Genomic DNA, 26,550 nt, shown 5'->3' with positions numbered 1-26,550 from the left:
CTAACTTAAATTCGCTGGCCGAAATGTATGAGTTGCAACCCGGCTTTTCGGCCAAATAAAATCCTTGATTTCAATATAATCAAGGGGTTGGTATTTTTTATTACGGACAAGCTCGCTTCCATTTTCTGGGGTGAGACAAATCTTGAATTCGCCTCGCCTGGTGCACCAAATCGCATTCCCACTCGGAACCCTGTTAATGCCTGCCTACCGGGATTTCATGCATCCATTCGATCCCCTGGTTGGCCTGCTTTCACTTCAGATGCCGTCCAAGGCCCATCCACTCTACCCCCGCCCCCTAACTAAAGTAAACCGGGGTTGGCTCCGGAATCAGCGGTGCCCCGGGTCATCCCTCTCGGAATCCTCGCTCTCCCAAGCTGTGCTTCCGCTTCATCCGGCTACCTGCCCAAAAATCCCGCAAAATCCCGGCGCGACCCGGCTTTTTTGCGTTTTCGGTCGTGCTACAATCGCGCCTCTTTCAATCCTGACTGCCGTGATCGCCGCCATTCCGTAATGAGCACTGCCCGCACTCCTGCCAAGCCTGCCACCTCGCCGCTGGCGACGACGCGAATTCGTGAGATTCCGTATAACTACACCTCGTTCTCGGACCGGGAGATCGTGATCCGGTTCCTGGGCGAGCCTATGTGGCAGGTACTGAATACCCTGCGCGAGCAGCGGGTCACCGGGCGCTCGGCGCGCATGCTGTTCGAGGTGCTGGGCGATATGTGGGTAATTACCCGCAACCCGTTTATCCAGGACGATTTGCTCGATAACCCCAAGCGGCGCACGGCGCTGGTCCAGGCGCTGCACCACCGGCTGGACCAGATCGACGCCCGGGCCACGGACAATGCCCAGGCCCAGGAACTGGCTGCGGCGGCGCGCAAGGCTGTATCCGATTTCGAGGCCTGGTTTCCGCGGCAGTTGCAGCTGCGCCAGCAATTGCGCAAACAGCTGGCCGGGCAGACCCGGCGCGACAATATAGATTTCAGCGGCCTGGCGCGGGTTTCCCACGTCACCGACGCCTCGGACTGGCGCGTGGAGTTGCCGCTGGCGGTGCTGCACCCGGATTCCGAGGCCGAGGTCCGGGCCATGGTGGCAACAGCAGCCAGGCTGGGCCTGAGCATTATTCCCCGCGGAGGTGGCACCGGGTATACCGGCGGTGCCGTGCCACTGCGACCGGACACCGTGGTCATTAATACCGAAAAGCTGGACCAGCTCGGACAGGTGGAACTGCGCACCCTGCCCGGCGTCGCCCAGCCAGTCCCGACCGTGACTACCGGCGCCGGCGTCGTCACCGTGCGCGTGGCCGAGCGCGCCGAAGCGGCCGGTTATGTCTTCGCGGTCGACCCCACCTCCCAGGATGCGTCGTGCATAGGCGGCAATATCGCCATGAATGCCGGTGGCAAGAAGGCGGTGCTGTGGGGCACGACCCTGGACAACCTGGTGTCCTGGCGCATGGTGACGCCGCAAGCCCAGTGGCTGGAAGTGGAACGGCTGAACCACAACCTCGGCAAGATTCACGAACAAAAGCAGGCGGAATTCCGCGTCAGTCGCTACGAGGCTGATGGCACCACCCTGATTGGCGAACCGGAGATCCTCGCCATCCCGGGCAACCAGTTGCGCAAGCTTGGCCTGGGCAAGGATGTCACCAACAAGTTCCTCGGCGGCCTGCCCGGCATCCAGAAGGAAGGCTGCGATGGCCTGGTGACATCAGCGGTATTTATCCTGCATCGCATGCCGAAACACATTCGCACCGTGTGCCTGGAGTTCTTCGGCGCTGACCTGCGCCGGGCAGTACCGGCCATAGTCGAGACCAAGGACTATCTTGATGGTCTTGATGGCGTTCATCTCGCCGGTATGGAACACCTGGACGAACGCTACGTGCGCGCAGTCAGGTACTCCACCAAGGCCACGCGGCCGGAACGACCGAAGATGGTGCTGCTGGTGGACATCGCCGGCGATGATGACGCTGTCGTCGCCGAAGCGGCGTCAACCGTGGTGCGCATGGCCAATGCCCGCGATGCCGAAGGTTTTGTTGCTGTCAGCCCGGAAGCACGACGCCAGTTCTGGCTCGACCGCGCCCGCACGGCGGCCATTGCCGCCCATACCAATGCCTTCAAGATCAATGAAGACGTGGTGATTCCGCTGGATCGTCTGGCGGACTACAACGACGGTATCGAGCGCTTCAATATTGAGCTGTCGACAGACAACAAGCTCAGGATGATCGAGGCGGTGTTGCAATACCTTGATACCGACTTGCCGGAACTGTTTCCGCTGGTGGCCGGGCAGTCACGGGAGCTGACCACCAGCGAAGAAAGCACATCCATACTCGCGGCCAAGGTAGACCTGGCGCGACAGCAGTTGCGCACCATCCAGCAACACTGGACCACGCTGATCGACAATATCGATGATGCTGCCGACAACCATCCTGAGCTGCTGGGCAATATCGCGCCGGAGTTGCTGCAACCGGGTGAAACGCTGTTCTCGTTGCTGCAACGACGACTGCTGCGTGTCTCCTACCGCGGCAGCATTGAACGGCCATTAAAGGAAATCTTTATCGGCCACGAGTTTGAAGGCGTGCGCAACAAGCTCGACGCGATTCATGCCGGCATACGATCCAGCCGGCTGTTTATTGCCACGCACATGCATGCCGGTGACGGCAACGTGCATACCAATATACCGGTCAACTCCAATGACTATGCCATGCTGCACCAGGCCGACAAGGTGGTCGAACGTATCATGGCGCTGGCGCGTGCGCTGGGCGGTGTCATCTCCGGTGAACACGGCATCGGCATTACCAAGATGCAGTTCCTGGAACCGGAAGTGGTGGAAAGTTTCAGCAAGTACAAGCAGCAGACTGACCCGGACAATATATTCAATCCCGGCAAGCTCATTGCCGGTTCCGGCCTGCACAATGCCTATACGCCATCGTTGCGACTGGTACAGCAGGAAGCGTTGATACTCGAAGCCAGCGAACTGGGCGATCTTAATGACCAGGTGAAAGACTGCCTGCGTTGCGGCAAGTGCAAGAGTGTCTGCAACACCCATATTCCGCGGGCCAATCTTCTGTATTCACCACGCAACAAGATACTCGCCAGCGGCCTGATTGTTGAGGCGTTCCTGTACGAGGAACAGACCCGGCGCGGTATTTCCATTCGTCACTTTGATGAAATGAACGATGTTGCCGACCACTGCACCGTCTGCCACAAGTGCCTGAGCCCGTGCCCGGTGAATATTGATTTCGGCGATGTCTCCATTCGTATGCGTTCCATTTTGCGGGCACAGGGCAAGAAGCGCACGACGCTGATGACACGGCTGTCCATGGCCTATCTCAATATTACCGACCCGACAACCATACGGATAATGTACACGCTGATGATCCAGTGGGGTTATCGTGCGCAGCGCCTGGCCTATCGACTGGCGAGGATGGCCGGGCTGTCAGGCAAGCGCATGCAACCGGCGGCTACTGCCGGCAAACCGCAAACAACAACGCAGATCGTCAACCTGGTCAGGAAACCGATGCCATCGGCGCTGCCATCGACAACAATGCGCGCAACGCTTGGGCTCGAAGACAACAAGGTTGTGCCGATCCTGCGCGATGCGACCAAGGTGACCGATGATACCGATGCGGTGTTTTATTTCCCTGGTTGCGGCTCGGAACGCCTGTTCAGCCAGGTCGGCCTGGCAACGCTGGCCATGCTTTATGAATCCGGTACACAAACCGTGTTGCCGCCGGGCTACCTGTGCTGCGGCTACCCGCAAACAGCCGGTGGTGACGCCGCCCGTGGCAAGCAGATATCGGTGAACAACCAGGTTCTGTTTCATCGCGTTGCCAATACGCTCAACTATCTTGATATCAAGACGGTGATTGTTTCCTGCGGTACCTGCATGGACCAGTTGCAGAAGTACCAGTTTGAGCAGATCTTCCCCGGCTGCCGTCTGCTCGATATCCATGAATACCTGATGGAACAGGGAATCAGCCTGAAGCCTGAAGCGGGTGTGCAGTACCTGTATCACGATCCCTGCCATACACCGATGAAGCGATACAACCCGACCCAGGTTGCGACGACGCTGATGGGCCAGCCGGTGCTGCTGTCCGAGCGCTGTTGCGCCGAGGCCGGCACGTTCTCGCTGTCACGCCCGGATATTGCCAACCAGTTGCGGTATCGCAAACGTGAAGAATTGCACAAGGGTATCAAGCAACTCACCGGCCACAAGAACGTCAAAAACGGCAATGTGAAAATGCTGACCTCGTGCCCGGCCTGCCAGCAGGGGCTGTCACGTTATGCCGACGATACCGGTATTGATACTGATTACATCGTTGTTGAGCTGGCACGCAAGCTGCTCGGTGAACACTGGCAGCAGAAATTTGTCGACAGGCTCAAGGCCGGCGGTATCGAGCGCATACTGCTCTAATCTCATTTAAGCACTGCAATTTCCGGGCCCGGCTCATACCAAAGTACCAGTAGCCAGGCTATCTGTGACCCAGGCCACATAATGACGAAGCCACAGGGTTTTGCTCTGGACTGGGCCGGAACCAACATCCATAATAAATGTTAATTAGCCTGTATTTCCGGGGCTAGCAAATCTATAGATGGATGCAGGAGGATAATATGAAGAATGTATGGGGTGCGCTGCTGGCAACGCTGTTGCTGGCGCTGTCGCTGAATGTGCAGGCCGGAAAGAATGACTTGTCCGTTTCCACCAAGAAACTCAAAATCACACTGTCGAAAGAAATTCGCGCTGACGAAAAAAAGGTTGATGTCATCAAGCGCTACGAGGTGATGGATCGTCTGAAAAAGGAACTGGAAGGCCAGTTGCAAACCTATTCCGGGATTTCCCGTGCCGAGGTGGAAATTACCAGCTTCCGCCTGCGTGGTGGTGCCGCCGGATATTGGGGCTTCAGCGGCAAGGATGTGCTCGATGGCCAGGTTGTAATAAAGGACAAGAGCAAGCAGTTAGGTCGCTTTGGCATTCAGATCAGTCGTGGTGGCAGCGGCAAGACCAAGCCGCCGACTCGCCGACTGGTGGGATTGGTACAGAGATTTGGCGAGAAATTCGCCATGGAAGCAGGAGCCGCAACCGGCGAAATGCCGGCGATGAAGAACTTCTTCCGTCACAAGATGCGCTAGCCATTTCCAGCCTTGTCAACAAAAAGCCCCGGCATCGACCGGGGCTTTTTGTTTTTGGCATTATACTGCGTGGCCGCATGTGCCGCGCTCAATCAGTACCCGGATTTCTCCAGGCGCTCCAGCTCCTTGCCGATCTCCTCGCCCCAGGGAGTTTTTTCCAGCTTGTCGTATATCTCGGCCAATACCGCATAACGCCCCGGCCCCTTGATGGGTCGCGCGATAAGCTTGCCGCCGGTTTCAACCATTTCGATGGCACCAATATAATGGAACCCGGCACGATGAATGCGTACGCCCCAGGGTCTGCCTGGATCCTGGGCAGACGTTCTCATCCGGTCGATATCGACACTGCGTACACCGAGGTTGATGCTTTCTACATAGTAGTCATCGGGCATGGCGTTAAGAATATAAAAGGCCTTGCCGGTACCACGGCCGCGCATGGTACTTCCCGTGGGTGAACCAACGCGGAACTTGGCGCTCAACGTCGGGCCAAGCTCACCCCCGTCAACATAACCATACAGCATGCTGCTGCCGGACTTGACCCGCAATGCCATGCCACCACTGCAGCTGGTCAGAAATACCGCCAGCAACACAACTGATAATCGCGACACTGTCCTGTTCACAGCGCTCCTCCATTTCGAATGATGTATTCAGACAAGGGGAGTATAAATAGTCTGCACCGAAAAAACAGCCCCGGCCCGAACATGTGATCCGGGATTTACTGCCGGTGATACAGATTCGCTCAGGGTTTGACTTCGTACCAGGTATCGACAATGTTGCCGTCTGCGTTCAGCTGCGCCGTCACTGACTCGACGAAATATTCCCGTGTAATCGGGCACAGCATCCGGACTTGCATCACCGATCTCACGGTAACAGTTGCCGTCGTACCATCCAGCGGATAGGCGTAATTGACCTGCACCGGCCTGATCATGACTCGAGACAACGCCTTGTCTCCGATCCTCAATTCACCCTTGTCCACTGCAAGCCAATAGATGTCTACCAGGCGCTCGGTATCGATTACCGGGTGCACCTGTACCCGGTCATCGGCAACAGCAATCCCGGCCAGCAACAAGAACAATCCTGCGAGTATTCTCATGACACCCCCTCCCTCGTCTACATGCACCGTATCTGTTTCCGGTCGCCAACAGGTTAAATTTTCATAAAGGTTTCATAAAGATTTCGTCAACACCCAGTTAAAACAACAATTTCCGTCAATGCCATGACCCGGCTCAATACATAAACCAAAAATCCCGTATTCCGATTGAGAGGCGTTCACATTCCGGGCCGACCAAAGAAAAAGGCCGGTATTACCGGCCTTTTTCAACTACAACGATCTGGCGAGTTAATGTCGATGGCGACGGTCACCATCCAGTACACCGTCCTCATTTCGGTCTATACCCATGCGAACACCGGATCCAGGAGGCGTGCAGGTAAAGGTAACCGGGTTGTTTTTTCCGGCAGACATGACCAGGCGAACCAGGTGCACACTGTCCTCGTTACTGCGATCAGTACGGAAACTGGCATTGCCGGTATAGAGATAGCCTTGCTCACGGTTGCCACGCTGACGCTTGGCAATAAGATCGCACTCGCCGACATCGGCACGCGCCGTCAGCAATTGCAGGCGCGACAGCCCCGCAACATTGCCGCCTGCTATAGTCACCTGCTGACCGACGACCGGGGCCAGGTTGCTCGGGAACGCCATCACAAACTGCTCGACCTGGCGCCGCTGGTCATCACCCGCCGGACCTATGTCAAAACCACCCGGGTTCGGGAACGGGCCACCGTCAGAATGCTGGAACGCGATGGTGCGCAGGAACCGGAATACCGTGTCGATACTGCCATCATGGAAGAAACCGAATCCACGAACCTGCTCACCCGTGTGGGCATTGGGCACAGCTGGATCTTCTGACTCTGACAGGATAAATCCGTCCGGTGACCGCGCCATGCCAAACATGCCCACCTTCTGGTACAGGTTGCGCAAGTGCGGCACTTTCATGATCTGCGGACCCAGTTCGAATGTCGCGCGACCATCGGCGCCATAGAAGCCAGGCTTGTCGACACCAAACTCGGCATTGCCATCCGGGTCAACCACGTGACAGCCATTACAGGCCGCAAACGGATCGGACAGGCCACCAAAGAAGAAATCATGACCAGCCTGCTGATCAGCAGTCAGGCTGTTATCCAGGTTGCGGATCGGGTTGGGCGGATACATGATCTCGAGCGCAAAATCAGTGAACGCCTGCATATCTTCCGGTGACAATGGCGCGAACCGTCCTACCAGGCCGAAGAACGCCGGGTTGAACTGACGGAACGCTTCAGCTTCATTGTAGACACCACTGTCGGGCTGCTGGTTAGGTTCCAGGAATCCGCCATTGCGGTCACCACGCCAGTGCATGGAGCCGTGATTGGCCATGCCGCGAAAACTCTGCGTGGTCATGGGTCCTTTCATGGGACGGAAATGAATCGAGATGTGGTTCATGCCGACATCATCAGGATGAACGACCAACGGGCTAGGGTTCAGCATCGTCGTGGCATCCGGATTACCCAGGTCCCAGGCCAGCGAATCCATGTCGCCAAAGATGTGGCAGCTGGCGCAGGCGGAATCACCGTGACTCGAGGTAAAGCGTGCATCGTAGAGGAATCGGCGACCCTTGACGATATGTTCAGGTTCCGGGTTATACATGGCGACACTGGTCAGTTCGCGACGCTTCTTGAGATCGACCACGGATACCGAGTTATTGAACCGGGTCAGCACGTACAGGCGATTGCGCTGTTCATCCAGCACCACGCCGGCCGGACCGCCGCCACTCAGTTCAACATGATTGCCATCATCAGGAACAAAACTGTCGTTCTCCAGTGCGCGGGTATCAAAAATACCCACCTTGGCGGAACCGTAGGCAGCCACATACAAGGTGCGACCATCGGAACTGACGGTCATATCAACCGGGAATGCCAGGCTGCGATTGTTTTCCTCGTTGGGAATCATGTCGCAGCACTGATCGTAATTGATATGCTTGTTGATATGGCGCGGTATGACGTCGTTACCTTTCAGCACGGTAATATGGCTCTTGGCAATCTGGCCACGGTTAGTGCTGTTGGCAAAGATGCCCGGGCCTTCAAATCGAATATGGTTATTGGCCTGTGTATTGCTGACATAAATCGCGCCGTTCTGCGGATTCACGGCCATGTTGAACAATACCGTACCAACACCGGACCAGGACCCACCCGCAACCGGTGCCGGCGGGTTGGCCATGGCATCAATCTCGAACACGTCGCGATCAGGCAGCGTGAATTTTACAAAGTCATTCCAGCTGCGGCCCATTTCGTCGAGCCATTGATCACCGGTGTATTGCACAATCAGCCCGGTTGGTGGCTGCAATTCGCCGGTAAAATTGGTAAGTGGTGCCGGCAGCCCGCCATTATAGGCCACAACTGACATCGGTACGGTTGTGGTCTGGTTACCGGTATAGAAACCGGCCGCGTAGACTTTCTTGCCGTCTGCCGATACCGCCAGCGCGCGCGGCGTGTCGGTAAACAGGGTAATCACGGTCAATTCGTCATCACCACCGTTGGCATCAAACACCCAGACATCGGCACGACCAACACCGGGTGTGGTTAACTGGGGATCACGCTTGTTGTTCTGTCCGCGATGAGCCGTGGTAATAAAGGCACGACTGCGATCCGGCCCGGCAAAAACGATATCTCGCGGCTCATCACCGACAAGCAAGGTACGCACCACCCTGGCAACCGGGGTGTTGTTGTCATGCTTGCCGTTATCGCAGGCGGCTGCATTGATTTCGACAACACTGACGCTGTCTGACAGGTGGTTGACCACCCACAGTTCACGATCATTTCGCAATGCCAGGGCGACCGGTTCAAGCCCGGTGGTAACCGATCCGCAATGGCGCAGGCCGGAACCGGCAATACGGTAGATCTCGACGCGACTATCCGGTGTGTTGGCAGCAAACAACAGTTTGCCATTTTCCGACATGGTCAACGGCCTGACCTGCCCGGATTCGAACAAGGTGTAGGAGTCGGCAGCCTGGGTCGGCAGGGCGGAAGCCACTAAAACCGAAAACAGCGAAACCAATTGCCAATGACGAAACTTCTTGCTCATAATTCAAACCCCTTAACCGAGCAGTCATACTTATTGTTTTCGGTGACTCCTGCCGCTTTGGATGCGGGTGCTCTTCACCTGGATTATTTCCATAGTTTTAAAAGATAGACAGCATTTAGAAAGAGTCAAATTCTCACTAGACTTGGCACCATTCTTCAGTTTCCCGGCAATACCCCCGCATTTTCGCGAAGATCCGGGCAATCCAACATTTGAATGCGATATACGCACCGTGCAAGACGTGGAAAAGCGGCTGACCAGTGGCCGATTTTATCGGATATGTAACCGGGAACCCGGCATTGAAAGGATATAGTCAGACTGTCGTCTGACTGGAATATCTCCAGCCTGCTCTACCACCAGAATGTCGGGTAGTGCCGCTTGGGATTGGCGGACAGGTTATTGACCAGCAAGGCAACGACCAGCAACACTGCCGCGCCAAGCAGCACCGGGAACAATACAAACAAGTATCCGAGCGAATGAACCTGGTCGCTGCCGATGACTGCAATCAACGCAGTCGCGCCGCCGGGCGGATGCAGGGTAACGGTAAAGTGCATCACAACAATGGCGAGCGATACCGCCAATGCACTGGCAAGCATGACGTCCTGCGGCACCAGTTTGTATATCGTTATTCCAATCAGCGCCGATAACAGGTGGCCGCCAATCAGGTTACGCGGCTGCGCGTACTCGGCTTGAGGCGTGCCGTACAACAATACAGCGGATGCGCCAAAAGACCCGATCAGGAACATGTTGTCAGTTGTACTGGTGCTCAATGCCTGGCTGATATACGAGACCAGGTAGATACCGACAAAAGCGGCAAGCCAGGACCAGGCGATCTTGGTCAGCGGTTTACGCGGTGATGGCCGTGAATGGCCGCGCATACGACTAAAGTAATATTTCATATACGTGTTTTATACTGGAAGGATCACGGTGAATCAATAGTCCGATACAAGTTAAGCCTCAAGCTACCGTCGACAGCCGTGTAACTTGTGTGGACTGATCATGACGCCCATGGGTTAACAGGTAGGTCACCGGAACCAGCACCAGCGTTACCAGGACCGAAAATGACAAACCGCCTACTATTGAAATCGCCAACGGCCTGAGCATTTCGGCGCCCTCGCCAATACCAATTGCCAGCGGCAACATGCCAACAACCGTGGTCAGCGTCGTCATCAGGATTGGTCGCAAACGCAAGCGCCCGGCCATGACAATAGCCTCGATTGTGGCAAGCCCCTTCTGGCGCGACATCTCAATGTATTCCACCAGCACGATGGCATTGTTCACGACTATACCGACAAGCATGATAATGCCGAGCCATACCGGCATCGATAGGTCGGTTCGGGTAATAAACAGTGCAAAAAATACGCCTACCAGTGAATACGGCGCACAAACCAGGATTACGGCAGGATTGCGCAGCGATTCATACTGCACCGCCATGACCACGAATACCAGGAACAGTGCCAGGCCAAGGAGAATGTAGGCCATGGACTTGCCCTGTTTCAGCGTCTGGTCAGAGCCACTGAAATAAAGCGAATAACCTGCAGGCACGGTATAGCCTGAAACCCGTTTCTCAACCTCGGCCATTACCTCGCCCAACGGCCGGTCCTTGGTCAGCGAAGCACTGACTTCTACAATACGCACCTGGTTCTCGCGCTTGATAGATGATGGCACCGGTACCAGTTCGGCGCGGGCCACGTCGCGCAGGTAGATGGCCGGGCGCTTGCCCGTTTCACCGAACAACAGGATATTGCCGACCGAATCCGGGCTGTTGATCTCGGCACGTGGCAAGCGCACGCGAATATCGTAGCTGCGATCACCCTCAAGGTATTCGCTGATCACCAGACCTTCAAGCGCCACCTGCAGTGCGCGCGCTACATCGGCTACATCGATATCCAGTTCAACAGCGCGGTTACGATCAATATTGATGGCAAACTCCTGCAGCCGGTCTTCCGCCGAGTGCCTGACGTTACGGGTTCCGGCAACACCATCAAGCAGCTTGATCAACTGGTCGCCAATGCTCGTCAACGTGTCCAGGTCCGGCCCTTCAACCCGGACACTGACGTCGTCTTCGCCACGGCTCGACGTACGCAGGCCGCGAACACCGCGCACTTGCGGACGCAGGCGCACACCGGCCAGTTGCGCCTTGGCCACCGCGCCCTGGAATTTCTTGATCCAGTCTTCGGCGCTGATATCACGCTGGGCCAGCGGAACCAGCTGCACGTTCAATGTCGAACTGTTGCTGATATAACGTTCGCTGCGACCAAAAATCCGGCCACCGGCCAGGGTAAAGACACCCTCAACATCGCCTTGCTTGTGCACCAGGTCTTCGAGCTCGCGGGTGCGCCGATCCATTTCTTCAAACGCAATACCGGTATCAAGGGTAACGTCAATTACAATGTTGCCATCATCCATGCTGGGCAGAAAATCCTGCTTGTTCGGGTTAAACATGAACAGCAAAATAACAAACAACAACACCGAGGAGCCCAGCAATATCCGGACCGGCCAGTCCAGGCACTTCCTGATAAACCCGCTATAAACCGTCGCGGTGCGAGCCACCATTGAATCCACCTTGCGGTACAGAACATTGCCTTCGTAATTGCGCATGCGTGCAGCGAGACTGGGTACCAGGGTCAATGCCACCACCAGCGACCCAACGATAGCGGCAGAGATAGTGAAAATCAGCTCCTTGAACAATAGCCCGACAAGGCCGCCGACAAACAGGAACGGCAGGACCGCGGCAAGATTGGTGGTTGTCGCGGCAACAATGGCGCTGTTTACTTCAGATGCTGCCTCGGTAGACACCTCGCGTGCACGCTCAAGGTCCGCTGACCTGGGGCTGGCAACATTTTCCGTATCAATATGTTTTTCTTTCTTGTGCCGGGCAATGTTCTCCAGCATGACTATGGTATTGTCGATCAGCATACCGACACCCAGCGCCAGGCCACCAAGCGTCATAATATTAAAAGTAAGGCCGCCCAGTGACATCAGCACAAAAGTCAGCATGATGGAAATCGGAATGGCGCTGCCGATAATCAGGGTACCGCGAATATTACCAAGGAAAAGATAGACAACAATCATGGCCAGCACGGCACCGCTTAACGCGGCCATGACGGCATTGCTCAACGCACGTTGTACATACAATGACTGATCCGTAACCGTATGCACCTGTATATCTTCCGGGATCATGCCGTTGGCATCCATCCAGGCCATGCGTGACTTCACCAGTTGCGCCACGTCAATGGTATTGGCTTCCGGCTGCTTCTGGATCGACATCTTGATTCCGGGCTGACCGTTATAGCGAACCCGCAAGCGCTCATCCTGGTGGGTATCGACAACCTGCGCCACTTCTGACAGCGGTATGCTCTGGCCATCAGCAATGCGCAAGGGCAGCGCGGCAATGGCCTCGATACTGCTGAGGCGCCCCGAGGTACGGCTGCCAAACTCCTGCCGCGACATCAACAGGCGTCCGGACGGCTCATCACGATTGCCTTCACGGATGGCGTTAATGACATGCTCGATAGACAAACCAAGACCGGCCAACCGACGCTGGTCCGGCATCACGTGGATTTCGCGCTCCAGCCCGCCACCGATCTCTGCCGCGGCAACACCAGGCAGGTTAATAAAGCGGCGACCAAAATCGTAATCGGCCCAGCTGCGCAGCTGTACCGTGTCACGCAAGGATGAACTGACAACAAATTCCAGAACCGGAATTTGTGACGGGTCGTACTTGAATATTACCGGCGGGTCTATGGTATCGGGCAGGAACCGGCGTGCACGATCAAGCCGGGTGCTGGCGTCGCGCAAGGCAACATCGACATCCTTGCCATACTCAAAATGCAGGCTCAACCAGACGCTGCCTTCGCCAGTCTGGGTTTCAACACCAATGGCATCTTCAACAATAGAGAGCTGCTCTTCCAGTTGTCGCGTTACCCGGTCTTCCATGATACGCGCGGACACACCGGGATCATTGATACGAACACCGATTTGCGGGTACACCAGCTTGGGCAACAGGTCAGTAGAAAGCTGTCCGAGCGAAAACGCGCCAAGAACAATGGCGGTGAGCGTAAGCATCACGGTGCTTACCGGGTGATGAATTGACCAGCTGGCCAGTCCGCCTTTACGCATGTTTGTCGAGTTTGCCTTGTTCGGGTTTGGACGACTTCCCTTCCGGTGTCTTGTTTTCGTTTTGCTGTTGCGGCGCCTTTTCCGTGTCCGCCGTGCTTGCCTGTCCTACTACCTTGACTGTCTTGCCTTCATCCAGGCCGAGGAACCCGCGTGTTACCGCCTGGTCACCCGGCTGAAGGCCGCTGCGAACTTCCACCTTGTCAGTCATGCGAACGCCGCTTATGACCATACGCTTCTGAATCTTGCTGTCCTTGCCGACAACATAAATGAATTCTCCATCCTGGTCCCGACGCAAAGCTGCGAACGGCACCAGCAAGCGCTGCTCGGCGCTGGTTTCAAGACTGACGCGACAAAACTGTCCGGCACGCGCACCTTGCGGAACCGGGTCCAGCGCCACCTCAATACGACCAAGACGTGTTGCCGGGTCAATCGTGGGATGGATACGCAGCACCTTGCCTTTGAACGACTGCTTGCCCAGCGCATCAATACTGACAAAGGCGTTCCCGCCAACGCTGACCGAGGGCAGCTCCAGCTCGGATACCGGCACATCGGTGATCAACAATGAAGGATCAACCAGTGTCAGCATGTGCGTATGCTTGGGCGCCACATCACCCGGCTCCACCAGCCTCTGGGCTATGGTACCGTCAAACGGCGCACGTACCCGGGTGTAGTCAAGCCGTGTTTTCAGCACCTTGTACTCGGCTGATGCGACATCGAAAGCGGTTCGTGCCCGGCTCAACGCCTCTTCCGAAACCAGCTGTTTCTCCTTGAGCTGCTCCAGTCGATGGAGGTCCTGCCGTGCCTGGCGCAGGCCGGCGTCGGCCTTGTTGTACTCGGCGCTGAGCAGCCGGTCATCGAGAGTCGCCAGGATGTCGTTGCGCTGGACCACGTCGCCTTCGCGGACGCGGACTTCGGTAACCCGCCCTTCTTCCTGGTTAAACAGTTTGGCACTTTGCAGGGCGCGAAGGCTGCCGGTGCGCTCCGCCGTCTGACCAAGACGCTCAAACCGGGCCGCCGACACCTCGACCAGGTGCGGCTTGCCATCGGCGCGGGTTTTACCCTTGTTGGAATCCGAGCAAGCGTTCAACCCTGCCAGCAAAACAGGCATCAGCGCGATTGCCAGAATGCGGGCAACCCTGCCCAGCCCGCAGAAGTGATTTATCATTTATATATGCTCAAGAAAGGGCTCCAGTTCCTCCAGCGCCCTGTGATACACATCGCGTTTGAATTCGATCACCTGCTCTACCGGTTGCCAGTAGTGAACCCACTGCCAATCTTCGAACTCCGGCTTCTTGCTGCGCGACAGGCAGACCTCGGTTTCCTCGCAAACCAGCTTCAACAGGAACCACACCTGTTTCTGACCCCGAAAACGCGGATCATGTTGCCGACCCGGGCGCGGCTTTCCCTGCCTGCCAGAACGCGGCCGACGCAGGAATTGTTCCGGCAGATCATAGTACAGCCAGTCACGAGTGCGGCCAATGATTTCAATGTGATCAGGCTGCAGCCCGATCTCTTCGTACAGTTCCCGGTACATGGCCTGCTCCGGGTCTTCGTTTTCGTCGATACCGCCCTGGGGAAACTGCCAACCCGTACGCCCGATTCGACACGCCCAGAAAACCTCGCGGGCGCTATTACAAAGGACAATACCCACGTTCGGTCGGTATCCCTTCCGGTCAATTACTGCCATATTCGTCGCACTCGACCACAACTCATTAGTTTCACGCAATTTTTTCATGATACGTACCCGGCTGCAACGTGCGACGACTTTGTCCGGCAGGGCTTTTTGCCTAATCCGCCAAAGCCCACTATGCTTGTGCAGCTTTTGCGATCAATGGAGAACCGACTTTGGCTTTGGCAATTTTTGATCTGGACAACACCCTGCTGGCAGGAGACAGCGACGTCGCCTGGGGGCAGTTTCTTGTGAGCAATAACATCGTTGACGGCGACTATTATGCCCGTGAAAACCAGCGCTACTATGAACAATACAAAGACGGCACACTGGATATCATGGAGTTCCTGGCTTTTGCCCTGAAGCCACTTTCGGAGCTGGCGCCGGAGCGATTGAATGTTTTGCATGCACAGTTTATGACTGACGACATCCTGCCCATGATTACTGATGATGCGAGGGCGCTGGTTAATCGCCACCGGCAACAAGGTGACACCTTGATGATCATTACCGCCACCAACCGCTTTGTCACCGAACCCATTGCCCGTGAGTTGGGTATTGAATACCTGCTGGCCACCGAGCCGGAACAGCAGGATGGACGCTACACCGGCCGGGTCAGCGGCATTCCGTGTTTTCAGCACGGCAAGGTTGAACGCTTGCATGCCTGGCTGGATGAACACGACGCTACGCTGGATGGCAGTTGGTTTTACAGTGACTCACATAACGATCTGCCCTTGCTCAAGGAAGTCAGCCACCCGGTAGCCGTCAATCCCGATGCCACCTTGCGCAGCCACGCCGAAGCGGCTGGCTGGCCGATCCTGCAACTGCACCCGCAGGGCGAATAGTTCGGTCATGATTACGCGCCGCAGCCTTGCCATTACCCTGGTCCTGCTGGCAGCCATACCGGTTGTGCTGTTGCTGGCCTTGCGAATGGGCAGTGTCGACATTGGCTGGACCGGCATCTGGCACAGTATTACGGCCGCCACCGCGCATGATGCCATTATCTATGACTTGCGCCTGCCGCGGGCACTGTCGGCATTTGCCGTCGGTGGCCTGCTGGCACTGTCCGGCGCATTGCTGCAGGTACTGCTGCGCAACCCGCTTGCCGACCCATATATATTAGGTATATCCGGCGGCGCCGCCGTGGCCACCTTGCTGGGCATGCTCGCCGGCGTGGCCGGACTGGTGTTGCATTCACTGGCGTTTGGCGGCGCCTTGTTGTCCATGTTCCTGGTATTCGGACTGTTGCATCGACAACAAAGCTGGACGCCCACACGGTTGTTGCTCACCGGCGTGATCGTTGCCGCCGGCTGGGGCGCGGTAATCAGTTTTATTCTCGCCGTCGCACCCGGCCACAACCTGCACGGCATGTTGTTCTGGCTCATGGGTGACCTCGCCGGAAGCAGCCAGCCCTACCTCGCACTGGTTATATTGGCCACAGGTTTCATATTGAGCTGGCCACTGGGTGGCTCACTGAATCGACTGGCGCGCGGTGAACTGGCAGCGGCGGCACTCGGTGAAAACCCGGTGCGCCTGCGCATGCAGGTCTATGTGCTGGCATCGCTACTCACTGCCAGCGCCATTACCGTTGCCGGCAGTATCGGCTTTGTTGGCTTGATTATTCCGCACATGTTGAGACTTGTCGGCAGCACCGATCATCGCATCCTGTTGCCGCAATCGGTATTGCTTGGCGGCAGTTTCCTGGTGCTCGCCGATACACTGTCACGCACCGTGGTTGCGCCTGTGCAATTGCCGGTAGGTGTGATTACCGCGTTGATCGGTGTGCCGGTGTTTCTCTACTTGATGAGTCGCAAGCCGGGCAACCGATCATGAAACTGGCAGCCCGCAACCTGGCGCTTTATGCTCATGGCAACAACAGTCGTTGCCTGTGCGATAACCTGAACGTTGAATTTGAAGCCGGCCAGAACTGGGCCATCCTGGGCGCCAATGGCAGCGGCAAAACCCGGTTGTTGCACACGCTGGCCGGGTTGCGCCCGGCCGATGCCGGCGATGTATTGCTCAACGATGTGCGGCTGTCGAGTTATGCGCCAAAACAACGCGCTCGCAACATCGGCGTACTGTTCCAGGACATGGAAATCTTTCCGGCAACCGTGCTGGAAACTGCGCTGGCCGGTCGCCATCCCCATGCACCGGATCATGGCTGGCAACGGTTCCTGCCAATGGAGTCCGATACTGACCGGCAACTGGCCATGGATGCGATCAGGCACATGGCACTTGATCACATGGTTGATCGCGACATTACCAGCCTGTCAGGCGGTGAAAGACGGCGCGCCGACATCGCCACCTTGCTGGCACAGGATGCGCCCATCTGCATGCTTGATGAAGCCACCAATGACCTGGACCTTCGCCACCAGGTTTCGGTGCTGGAACGCTTCGCTACGCGGGCAAAAACGCCGGGGCACCTGAACCTGTTTATTCTGCACGATATCAACCTGGCATTGCGCTATTGCAGTCATGCACTGATGATATTCGAGAATGGACATATTGAAACCGGTACGTTACCTGGTTGCCTGGACACGGAAACACTGGCAAGACTTTATGGCTGCAAATTCGAACAGCTGAATACTGACCAGGGCGCAATCTATTTGCCTGCCGGATAGGTAACTACCCCGCGCCGACGCGCAACACCTTCCCCGGCTGCCAACTATGGCTTGTCCAGTCTTCGGGTCATATTCATACCGGTAACTTCAAAGCCCATCTTTTTATACAGCTCGATGGCTCCCGCGTTCCAGGCAAACACATGCAGATCAATCCTGTTCATGCCGAGTGTGCGAACAATAGACTCCATCTCCGCAAACGCCTGTTGCGCATAGCCCTGTCGACGATGCTTTTCCGATACCGAAATATCGTATACATAGGCGCAGCCGTTCCTGCCCTGGGGTTCTACGGCAAACCACATCACGCCGACAGCATCTCCATTATCCGGGCAGACAATGTTGCTGATATAATGCCCGGGCGTATCGATGCCATTAGGCAGCAATCGTGAAAACTGGTTTTCGGCAAACGATAGCGCATCGTCATCATCGCACAGCCCCGCTTTGATGCTGGACCGGGCGAACTGGTTAACGGAACTCCGGCGAAAGTCCTCGAATTCATGTTGTTCCATCGGCACCAGCACTGTCATGTTTTTATCCGCCCTTTATTAAGCATTGACCAGTTTCACCGACGGCACCAGTAATTGCTGCAATTGCATCCAGTTCTCCCGGTTACTTGTGCATAACAGGCCTTTGCGCTCATCAACAGGCCGATAAGGCAAGCCATCAAAGTGCGCAGCAATGCCACCGGCTTCCTGCACCATCAAGGCACCCGGCGCGTGATCCCAAATGAGCGTTCGGTAATAAAACAGGAACTGAAGCTGACCCATCACCATGGCGGTATAATCATGACCGGCACAGAACGACCGGTGAGTAGCCTTGAGGCTGGCCGCGCCGGACTCGGCAGCCGGTCGCAAATCATCGGGCAGGAACCCGGTCAGTAACGCGCCTTCCATTTCATCAAGGGGCAACATCGCGTCACTTATCTGCAATCGCTTGTCACCAAGATAACAGCCACTTGCCGATTCCGCCGACACCAGCACATCGGCAACCGGTTGATAAATCCAGGCGCCACGGGTTTCACCCTCATGCATCAGGCACAACATGATGGCAAACGTTGGTTTACCAGCAACAAAGTTCCGCGTGCCGTCGAGCGGGTCCACCACCCACACCGGCATGTCGGTTCTCAATATATGCACCAGGTCCGGGTTGGCGTGTACACTCTCCTCGCCAATCACCACTGAACCCGGCAATACATCCGGCAACCGCGCAGCCAGGAACTTTTCACAGCCATGATCCGCGGCGGTGACCACATCATTTTGCGCCTTTTGCTCTACCTCATGATCACGCAGATTCTTCCAGCGCGGCATGATTTCTTCAGCCGCCGCTTCGCGCAACAGGTTTTCCACCTTGTTATGGTTGATTTCACCAATCATCTTTTGCTCCACAGCGTGAGCGGCAATCCTCAGAATAATCTACTTGTCTTGCCTGGGTACTGTTGTGTTCACCGGCACCCAGCCACAACCGCCGCGGGCATTCTCCGCCCGATACCACTGATTCAATTCCTGGTGCACATGCAATTCTTCACCCTCAACCGTATTCAACTCGGTGGCATCGTAGTTCGCCAATGCGATGGCTTCGCCATCGGTATTATTGATTTGCAAGTAATCCAGTGGTGCCCAGCCTTCTCGGTCCGTGCTGTCAGTAATCCACACCCAGCCCGGGAATTCCGTGTCCTCACGCCCAACCCTGATCCTGTCACCTTCTGCAAATGAAACTGGCTCCGGGTAACTGGACCGGTGTGCCCTGGTCACAATCACTTTCATCGTTCAGGATTCACCATCAAAATAATCTGCTTGCTGGCTCATATCGCATATATGACTAAAGTCACGATTACCCGGCTTTCCCGTCATCGCCAACATCTTGTTGGAATCCGGGTACTCACAAATATCATGAGGTTCATTGGTACTTAGACACAAATACCTGATATCGCTGTTACTGGTATTGATTATCTGGTGCGCCACATCCCGCCCACCCGGAGGACAGGCAATAATATCGTGTTTCCTGATGGCGTACTCCTTGTCACCGAATCGCAAGGTGCCCTCACCTTCCAGTACCAGGAACATTTCCTCGTTAATGCGATGATTGTGAAACGGGCAGACTTTCTTGCCCGGCGGAACAATGCTGATACTGTAACCCAGCTTCACGGAACCGATCTTGTCGCCAATACTCGCGCACCTCTCGGCAAAGCCGTCTCTTTCGTGCGTCTCGAAATCATCAAGTTCATCGATATTCAGAAATGGCTTCATATCCGCTCCAGTCGCGTTCGATAGACTACAAGTTCAATATGAACATGTGCACAAAATCATAGTGCTGATCGATGCCCTGATTCTGCCAGCCATATTTTTTGTAAAAACCAATGGCGCGCGCATTGGACGGTGCTACGCGCAGGCTGGCCGTGGTACAACCTTTCTCGCGTAACACGGTAACCGCCCTGTCATGCAATAAATCGCCGTAACCCTTGCCCCGGTATTCCGGCAGCAGGTAAAACAGGTTCACATGACCATTGTCGCCGATATAGGCAAATTCCAGCTGGCCAATGATTTTCTGCTCCTGCCAAAGGTGCAGCAGACCATCGGGGAAACGCTCCGCATGACTGACGATAAACTGCCTGTAGTCCTGCTCGTTCCAGTATTGCTGCCACTGGTCCGACCCCGGGAAACTGGAGCGAAACGAGTCGCGCCTGAATTCCACGCATAACTCAAGATCGCGATCGAGATTTGCGGGATGAAATACAGCCTTTCCTTGCATTCTTTCCAACGAGTCATCCATCAAAAGAGTATTAATTAAATAATTGAACTGTGAGCGTTTGTTTACGCGGATGGTTTGATTTTTATCCGAATCGTCGCCGCGCCGCCGACACCGATACCCAGGAACTTGCCGTCGGCACTGAAGCTGGCTGATAACTCAATCTCGCTGATACTGAAATCATGAGTCATGCTACCGGTGATTTCTTCAACAATGGCGTCGATCTCCTTGCTGGCTTTTTTGAAGCCTTCCCGCAACTTGCTGGCCGGTACCGGCGCGGCGGTACTGGTCGGAACAAGCAAGCCATTCTCGGCCAGGATAAATCCGGTTTTGCCTCCCGCTGTTTTTTTGCCCAAGGTTTTGGCTGTCTTTTTTGCAGCCTTTTTCCTGGCTTTTGGCTGCTTCTTGCCCGATGCAGTCAACAGTGGTTTTTTGGCGGTCCTGCGCTTGGCTTTCTTCAGCATCCTGCCCCTCCTTTGGTTGCCCGACCTGGCGTTCCAACTCTTGTGACCCGGTTCGGTTTATTTGCGTGCAAACAGGTATATACCCACGGCGAAACACGCGGCGCCGGCAATGTACAGTGCCATGACCTTGTCAGTGGGCGAGCCGGTAAAGGCGCTGGATAATTGCGAGCGCAGACCGCCGGATTTCTGGTAACCCAGAAACGCAAGGCCACCGCCAACCACCATCAGTACGATTCCAGCTATTGAATTCTGTTGTCTGGATTTTTTACCCATGCATCTCCTCCGTTTATGTTATGTCTTTGTAATACAGTGGCGAGAACCGGTTTGCATTTAATCTAGCTCCTGTCCGGCTCAGCCTTGTCCAGCAGCGCAAGAATCAACGTGGCAAAGGGGCCGATGAACAACGATACCAGGAACCATACAAGACCACTGCGGTTCTTGCCTTGTGCCAGCACGGCGTTGATCAGCGCCAGCGTGCCCCAGCCGACAAAATACCCGCCGCTATGAATGATGACTTCTCCGTCCATAAATCCTCTTGTTAATTGCCCTGTTGTTGTATTTTCCCTGGTGGAACTCACTCAACCCTGAATATATTGCCATATTTTTCCAGCACCTCCAGCGCCACGGTGACCCGGGGTTCCATCACTTCCCTGGTCTTGGCGTCAAGATATGCTTCGTTCCAGCGATTCTTTTCCCGCGCCGCTTTCAGATCGCTCCAGAACTTCTTCTGCCTGGTGACAACCTTGTTATGCATATCCCTGTGTTTCTCTTTTCCGAGAATCTTTTCGAATGCACGGTCTCCACGTTCATTTTCCTTTTTCAGATACGGAATCAGTTTATCGGATATGGCACGTTTCTCCTCGATGTCCTGAATAATATTCCCCAGGGTGAACAGGCTGCTGTTGATATTGTCAATCAGTGCGGCTCTTGCTGCGTTGACATCCTTGCCCTTGGACTTCTCAAGCGACTCCAACAGCTTGTAGGAGAATCTTACCCTGGTATCAAGCGATTCGGTCAAGGCATGTATCTGCCCATCCTGAACTGCTACCTCGTAATCATCCCTGTCTTTTTCGGCTGCAAAAGTTGCAGTACCGAACACCATGAAAAACACTACCGGCAGGACCTTCTTCATACTGACCTCTATGCAAGAATAGTTATTTAAAAGTACTGATACACCCGATGTTCCTGTCAGCGCGCGTTATAGCCTTCACATACACTGATAATATTCTGCTGCTACAGGCCGGCCGAATCACATAACAGCCGGCAACAGCAGCGCACTACCCGGAATAGACTCCATTAACTACAGGATGTCGCTCCATAAGATAACACAAACAATCCTGCCTTATGGCTTTCTCCTTCACTGTCAGCATGGACGGCATGACCGGCGTAACAATCCTGAGCTCGCCATCACTGCAGTCAAAATAGCGATTGGTCACATCATGGCCATTGGCATCGTGTACGGCAACGCAATGACTTACGCCCTCGGCAACCGAACCGATACGGGTGTCGCGCTGCAGTTCACGAAAATTCAGGTGATCCAGGTCGCGAACAAATCGCACATCGCACGGCTTTTCTTCATCACCAAAACCAATACTGATGCCGGCCGGGATCGTGGCAATGGCGACCGTATGAAACAGGTCGATGTCATGCTGTGCCACCGGGTGATCCGGTATTGTCGACAGGCGCAGGCAGGCATCAATAAAATCACGCGCATGCTCGGTACCGTGCGCCTGCCCGGCCTGGCCGCACTCCACGGTCACCGAGGGACACAAGGGTGCAAACGCCAGGGAATGCACTGTGTCCGGTTGCGTGAAATACACTACCGTACGACTGAACAGTGTTGCCAGGTGCAAGAACCGGTGATCCAGCCGGTTGACGCAGCCGTAATGTGGATTGATGCCGGTATTATTATGAATATCGATGGCGGCAAACGGGTTACGCAAGGCCATGGCCTTGAGTACCTGCTGTGCCATTTTATGCTCTTCGGTCTGGTCTGCCATATCGACCGTTTTCCAGATGCGGTTGTAATCCATCTGGTGATCAAGAAAGCGCTGGTTCTGTGCCGCTGCTTCGACATTGCCAATGAACAGACTCAGCGCTCGCGGCAGTTGCGTGTCTGTATACCTTTTCAGTACTTCGCGCACCGCCTGCCAGCCGGTTGCCTCGTTACCATGCAGCAATACCGACACGTACAGCGGTTGTTGGCGCTGGCCGTCAAGATGAACCAGGCTTGGCCCGGGCAACACCTGGTGAAGCTCGTGCGCTTCACAGGCGAGTAACCCATCCGGCAAGTTTTCATAAACAGTCAACATTGCAATTCACTCTGCAAGATCCGGCTAAATCGTCCATTCGTGTACGGGACTACCCTGCTTTTGCCGCTCCATGTAGGCCAGCGTCAGGGCGGCCATATCGAGCCCGTGTCGTGAGACGTACTGACGTTGCCAGGCGCAGCCATTTTGCCCGGTCGCCAGCCGGTCTTCGATAATGCCAAGGTACAACTCTATATCGGCATGGTCCATGTCCAGCTGGTGCATACCTTCGCGCGCCAGCGGAATCAGCGCCCGTAACAGTTCCGGTGCGGAAATTTCATGGCCATCAAACCAGCGCAAGCGTGAATCCAGACCATCGCGGGCAGCGCGGTAAAAATTGGTGCGCGCATGACTGAACGGTATGCGTGATTCCGGCGGTGCCGGCATGGTCATAAAGCTCTGCGCAAGACCATAAAACAGCGCGGCATTGGCAAACATATCGACAATGGTCGGGCCTGCCGCCATAACCCGGTGCTCAATGCGCAAGTGCGGCACGCCCTCGCGATCAAAACCGATTAACGGCCGGTTCCAGCGCCATACGGTGCCATTGTGCAGACGCAGGTGGCGGAACTCCCCTGTATTGTCGCCAAGATGTTCCGGCAGCAGGATCGGGTATTCCGCCAGGTTTTCCTCGAAACATTCGAACAGGGAGTTATTCGCATAACCGCTGCCGAAGGTAACCCGTTGTCGCGGCGCATAGTCTTCCGTATTTACCGAAACAGCCTGTTCAAACACCGGGATACGGGTTTCATCCCAAAGGTCATGGGCAAACAGGTAGGGTGAATTGGCGCTGATGGCCACCATTGGCGCCGACAGGATAATGGCCGCGTTATAGGCGCGCAGCGCCTGGTTCTGCGGAACCTGCAAGTGCAGCTGGTACGATGTTGCCGCCGACTCCAGCATGACATCTTCATGCCAGGTGCGAAGCAGTTCCCTGCCCTGTATCTCCAGCTTGATCGGTTCACCCTTGCGCATGCGGCGCACCGACTCATTCAATGCCCGGTAACGGGTCATGGTGGACATGTTCTCCAAAACCAGGGATTGCTCACGCACAGTTGGCAATATGCCGATCGCCAGCAAGCAGCCGTCCAGTTCCTGCCACGCCACCTGCTGGCAACGGGTCCAGGTACATTCCAATTCGTTTTGCATTTCGGACAGGGCTTTGCCCGCCAGCGCCAGGGGCATGCCATTGAGCTCGACATTGAAGCGTGCCAGTTCCGGTGTTACCAGGTCGCTGTGCACAGCATCAAGAAAACGAGGGTTATCAGGAATTGCCAGGCCATTCCGATCCACCAGCCACGCCTCCACTTCAAACCCGGCTACCGGATGCGTCTCGCCAAACGCGCGATCACGGAAAACGTCTCCGAGCAACGCGGTTTCCTTGCGCAGGCGCTGATCGAACTCCATAAAGTCGTGCTTGCGGAAATGACTGTGCGCGATTTCCTGCCCCATAAATCGCCCTTTAGGGTTGTTATATCCAGTCTAAACTATATCTGGCTGGCGCGCGTGGATTCTTGAGCCAGCGCAAGCTTAAGTACCGCCATACTCTATTCAGGCGGTACCCGTTTTCTCAGCATCGCCAGTCCTCGACCCAGGTCATTTCCGAGCACGTCAGCGCCGGCTGCTGTGATGGCATCGCGATGACTTACGGCAAAACGACCCCCGACAAACAAGGGTACCTGGACGCGACTGATCAACTCCGTCAACTGCTCCACGACGCTGGCCGGCAGGCCTGCGGAACCGGACACCACTATCGCATCACACTGAATTCGCCTGGCGGCGGCCTCTAACTCAGTCAGTGGCAGGTCAGCACCCAGCACGGTCACCCGGTATCCCGTTTCATGGGCAGCCAGGGCAAATAGCAACAGGCCAATATCATGCTGCTCTCCGGGCAGGCAACTCATCAACAGCATCTTGCCTGATGCGCGTGACTGGCGATGATGGAATCTGGCACCCAGCTTGTTGCGCAAATAAAAGCCGAAAAAATGCTCTTCAGCTATACCACCGGGTTGTTCACGCCAGCGCTCACCCAGGCGTTCCAGCAATGGCAAAATAATGTTCGCTGTAATCATGTCGACAGGAAATTCGGACAGCGCCCCGGTATAAACCGCCTCCAGTGTCGCATCATCGAACCGGGTCACGGCGTCAAACATTTTGTCCCGGGTCCGGGCGAACACATCCAGCTCCTGCTGCTTTTCTTCCCTTGAGTCGAAACTCTGTTTCACCTGGCTGATGGACACACCCTTCTCGAGCAAGGCGAGGACTTCGAAAATACGTTCAACATGTGCCGCGCTGTACAGCCGATGTCCGGACTCTGTTCGTGCCGGCTTGATCAGGCCGTAGCGTCGCTCCCATGCCCGCAAGGTAACCGAGTTGACCCCGGTCAGCTCTGACACGGTGCGGATGGGAAACAGTTCCTGGCTCACTTTCAATACTCCGTTAAAATGATTTGCGCGACTTGTCTGCAACCGAATTCATGGCCATGACCGATGGCTCGAGGTGCCGGTCAAGCCAGCCAAGCGCAATGCGCCAGGACTCTTCCGTGTTGCCTGATGGCTTGAAATTGAATGCATGGTCGCCACCATTAACTACCAGCAGGTCACTTGCACTGCGGCCGTTACTGCGCAACCGGTTGTGCAACCTGCGCGAATATTCCAGTGGTGCAATACCATCATCATCACCATGAATTATCAAAACCGGTGAATGGATGACATCAGCATAATTGATCGCCGAATAGCGCGCCAGCAAGGCATTGTGCGTAGCATCATTATGCTGCTCCGATTCAGAGTTGTAGCTCTCACGCACGAAACTGAACACCACGCGCCAGATCCAGCTCTTTTCCTTTTCGTCGCGCCATGCCGGAAAATCCGTCATCGGGTAATACGTCACCACTGCCTTGATATCACCGGATGTGCTGGCCGCCATCAACAACGCGTGGGCACCGCCTAGCGAATAGCCGACCGCAGCAATGCGATCCCTGTCCACCATCGGGTTGGATTTTATCAACGCCAGCACCAGGCGGGCGTCATCCTGCTGCCGCCACGGGAACATGGTGGTAGTAAACTGCCCGTGGATCTTGCGCTCATAGTCCAGCGCTACAACCAGGTAGCCATTGCCGGCAAATCGAGCGGCTTCACCAAGCAAATCCTCTGCGTTTTGCCCCCTGCCGGGATTCAGGATCAGGGTCGGGTGCGGTCCGGGTAATACCGGCATGACCCAGTGCATGGTCACCTTCAGGTCTCCTTCTACCGCGCTTTGCTGCCAACGCACGATTTCACCCCGATCCATCCCGGCCGACAATTTGGCTGTCGTACCGCAGGCCGCCAACAACCAGGCAAAAACAACGATACCGCCGCGAATAATTACGTCTTTGTGCTTCATGACAC

At 55.6% G+C, this 26,550-nt stretch carries 25 protein-coding genes; 5 read left to right on the top strand and 20 right to left on the bottom strand.

The window, feature by feature from the left end:
• Positions 1 to 552: 552 nt before the first annotated feature.
• Both OEZ10_10215 and OEZ10_10210 read left to right on the top strand, forming a co-directional pair.
• Positions 553 to 4,413, top strand: coding sequence for a DUF3683 domain-containing protein (locus tag OEZ10_10215; protein MDH5633350.1), 3,861 nt, complete (start codon positions 553 to 555; stop codon positions 4,411 to 4,413).
• A 197-nt stretch (positions 4,414 to 4,610) separates the two neighbouring features.
• A complete protein-coding gene (locus OEZ10_10210) occupies positions 4,611 to 5,129 on the top strand; it encodes a hypothetical protein (GenBank protein MDH5633349.1) in 519 nt (172 codons plus the stop codon).
• A 92-nt stretch (positions 5,130 to 5,221) separates the two neighbouring features.
• Here the strand turns inward: OEZ10_10210 and OEZ10_10205 are convergent, their stop codons facing one another.
• From OEZ10_10205 to OEZ10_10175, 7 genes are all read right to left on the bottom strand, one after another.
• Entirely contained in the window at positions 5,222 to 5,749 is a 528-nt protein-coding gene (locus tag OEZ10_10205; GenBank protein MDH5633348.1) for a hypothetical protein, read from the bottom strand.
• A gap of 119 nt (positions 5,750 to 5,868) precedes the next feature.
• Complete coding sequence (locus OEZ10_10200) at positions 5,869 to 6,222, bottom strand: hypothetical protein (GenBank protein ID MDH5633347.1); 354 nt, start codon at positions 6,220 to 6,222, stop codon at positions 5,869 to 5,871.
• Positions 6,223 to 6,468: 246 nt separating this feature from the next.
• Positions 6,469 to 9,243, bottom strand: coding sequence for a hypothetical protein (locus OEZ10_10195; GenBank protein MDH5633346.1), 2,775 nt, complete (start codon positions 9,241 to 9,243; stop codon positions 6,469 to 6,471).
• A gap of 347 nt (positions 9,244 to 9,590) precedes the next feature.
• Complete coding sequence (locus OEZ10_10190; GenBank protein ID MDH5633345.1) at positions 9,591 to 10,139, bottom strand: HPP family protein; 549 nt, start codon at positions 10,137 to 10,139, stop codon at positions 9,591 to 9,593.
• A 58-nt stretch (positions 10,140 to 10,197) separates the two neighbouring features.
• Positions 10,198 to 13,362 carry an efflux RND transporter permease subunit gene (locus OEZ10_10185; GenBank protein MDH5633344.1) on the bottom strand — a complete coding sequence of 1,055 codons (3,165 nt, stop codon included), beginning with the start codon at positions 13,360 to 13,362 and terminating at the stop codon, positions 10,198 to 10,200.
• Complete coding sequence (locus tag OEZ10_10180) at positions 13,355 to 14,527, bottom strand: efflux RND transporter periplasmic adaptor subunit (protein ID MDH5633343.1); 1,173 nt, start codon at positions 14,525 to 14,527, stop codon at positions 13,355 to 13,357. The genes OEZ10_10185 and OEZ10_10180 overlap by 8 nt, the downstream gene beginning before the upstream one ends.
• On the bottom strand, positions 14,528 to 15,097 hold the full coding sequence (locus OEZ10_10175; protein ID MDH5633342.1) for an RNA pyrophosphohydrolase: 570 nt from the start codon (positions 15,095 to 15,097) through the stop codon (positions 14,528 to 14,530).
• A gap of 110 nt (positions 15,098 to 15,207) precedes the next feature.
• Between OEZ10_10175 and OEZ10_10170 the strand changes: the two genes are divergently transcribed.
• Genes OEZ10_10170 through OEZ10_10160 form a run of 3 tightly spaced genes read left to right on the top strand, consistent with a single transcriptional unit; the run spans position 15,208 to position 17,649 of the window.
• Positions 15,208 to 15,873, top strand: a complete 666-nt coding sequence (locus tag OEZ10_10170) for an HAD-IB family hydrolase (GenBank protein ID MDH5633341.1) — start codon at positions 15,208 to 15,210, stop codon at positions 15,871 to 15,873.
• A 7-nt stretch (positions 15,874 to 15,880) separates the two neighbouring features.
• Positions 15,881 to 16,861, top strand: a complete 981-nt coding sequence (locus OEZ10_10165; protein ID MDH5633340.1) for an iron ABC transporter permease — start codon at positions 15,881 to 15,883, stop codon at positions 16,859 to 16,861.
• A complete protein-coding gene (locus OEZ10_10160; GenBank protein MDH5633339.1) occupies positions 16,858 to 17,649 on the top strand; it encodes an ABC transporter ATP-binding protein in 792 nt (263 codons plus the stop codon). Before OEZ10_10165 ends, OEZ10_10160 begins: the two co-directional genes overlap by 4 nt.
• Before the next feature lie 44 nt (positions 17,650 to 17,693).
• Here OEZ10_10160 and OEZ10_10155 read toward each other — a convergent pair whose 3' ends face one another.
• The 13 genes from OEZ10_10155 to OEZ10_10095 all read right to left on the bottom strand — a co-directional run bounded on the left by OEZ10_10155 (position 17,694) and on the right by OEZ10_10095 (position 26,545).
• The gene (locus OEZ10_10155; GenBank protein MDH5633338.1) at positions 17,694 to 18,173 is read right to left on the bottom strand and encodes a GNAT family N-acetyltransferase; all 480 of its coding nucleotides are present in this window, start codon (positions 18,171 to 18,173) and stop codon (positions 17,694 to 17,696) included.
• Positions 18,174 to 18,191: 18 nt separating this feature from the next.
• On the bottom strand, positions 18,192 to 19,019 hold the full coding sequence (locus OEZ10_10150; GenBank protein ID MDH5633337.1) for an inositol monophosphatase: 828 nt from the start codon (positions 19,017 to 19,019) through the stop codon (positions 18,192 to 18,194).
• A 39-nt stretch (positions 19,020 to 19,058) separates the two neighbouring features.
• Positions 19,059 to 19,409 carry an SH3 domain-containing protein gene (locus OEZ10_10145; GenBank protein MDH5633336.1) on the bottom strand — a complete coding sequence of 117 codons (351 nt, stop codon included), beginning with the start codon at positions 19,407 to 19,409 and terminating at the stop codon, positions 19,059 to 19,061.
• Positions 19,410 to 19,412: 3 nt separating this feature from the next.
• Positions 19,413 to 19,892, bottom strand: coding sequence for a cupin domain-containing protein (locus OEZ10_10140; protein ID MDH5633335.1), 480 nt, complete (start codon positions 19,890 to 19,892; stop codon positions 19,413 to 19,415).
• A gap of 25 nt (positions 19,893 to 19,917) precedes the next feature.
• A complete protein-coding gene (locus OEZ10_10135) occupies positions 19,918 to 20,394 on the bottom strand; it encodes a GNAT family N-acetyltransferase (GenBank protein MDH5633334.1) in 477 nt (158 codons plus the stop codon).
• 62 nt (positions 20,395 to 20,456) lie between these two features.
• Positions 20,457 to 20,855 carry a hypothetical protein gene (locus OEZ10_10130; protein MDH5633333.1) on the bottom strand — a complete coding sequence of 133 codons (399 nt, stop codon included), beginning with the start codon at positions 20,853 to 20,855 and terminating at the stop codon, positions 20,457 to 20,459.
• Positions 20,856 to 20,912: 57 nt separating this feature from the next.
• Positions 20,913 to 21,128 (bottom strand): DUF3185 family protein, encoded by a 216-nt coding sequence (locus OEZ10_10125; protein ID MDH5633332.1) that lies wholly within the window; start codon positions 21,126 to 21,128, stop codon positions 20,913 to 20,915.
• A gap of 62 nt (positions 21,129 to 21,190) precedes the next feature.
• On the bottom strand, positions 21,191 to 21,382 hold the full coding sequence (locus OEZ10_10120; GenBank protein MDH5633331.1) for a hypothetical protein: 192 nt from the start codon (positions 21,380 to 21,382) through the stop codon (positions 21,191 to 21,193).
• Between the two features lie 47 nt (positions 21,383 to 21,429).
• The gene (locus OEZ10_10115; GenBank protein MDH5633330.1) at positions 21,430 to 21,987 is read right to left on the bottom strand and encodes a hypothetical protein; all 558 of its coding nucleotides are present in this window, start codon (positions 21,985 to 21,987) and stop codon (positions 21,430 to 21,432) included.
• 145 nt (positions 21,988 to 22,132) lie between these two features.
• Positions 22,133 to 23,167, bottom strand: coding sequence for a M14 family metallopeptidase (locus OEZ10_10110; protein ID MDH5633329.1), 1,035 nt, complete (start codon positions 23,165 to 23,167; stop codon positions 22,133 to 22,135).
• A 24-nt stretch (positions 23,168 to 23,191) separates the two neighbouring features.
• A complete protein-coding gene (locus OEZ10_10105) occupies positions 23,192 to 24,616 on the bottom strand; it encodes a glutamate--cysteine ligase (GenBank protein MDH5633328.1) in 1,425 nt (474 codons plus the stop codon).
• Between the two features lie 95 nt (positions 24,617 to 24,711).
• Positions 24,712 to 25,590 carry a MerR family transcriptional regulator gene (locus tag OEZ10_10100; GenBank protein ID MDH5633327.1) on the bottom strand — a complete coding sequence of 293 codons (879 nt, stop codon included), beginning with the start codon at positions 25,588 to 25,590 and terminating at the stop codon, positions 24,712 to 24,714.
• Positions 25,591 to 25,603: 13 nt separating this feature from the next.
• On the bottom strand, positions 25,604 to 26,545 hold the full coding sequence (locus tag OEZ10_10095; GenBank protein ID MDH5633326.1) for an alpha/beta fold hydrolase: 942 nt from the start codon (positions 26,543 to 26,545) through the stop codon (positions 25,604 to 25,606).
• Between the last annotated feature and the right edge of the window lie 5 nt (positions 26,546 to 26,550).

The sequence above is a fragment of the Gammaproteobacteria bacterium genome, assembly GCA_029880545.1.
Lineage (GTDB): Bacteria > Pseudomonadota > Gammaproteobacteria > Acidiferrobacterales > SZUA-150 > JAOUOD01.
The sequence above is the reverse complement of the archived record's forward strand: the minus strand, read 5'-3'. Positions and strand labels throughout refer to the sequence as shown.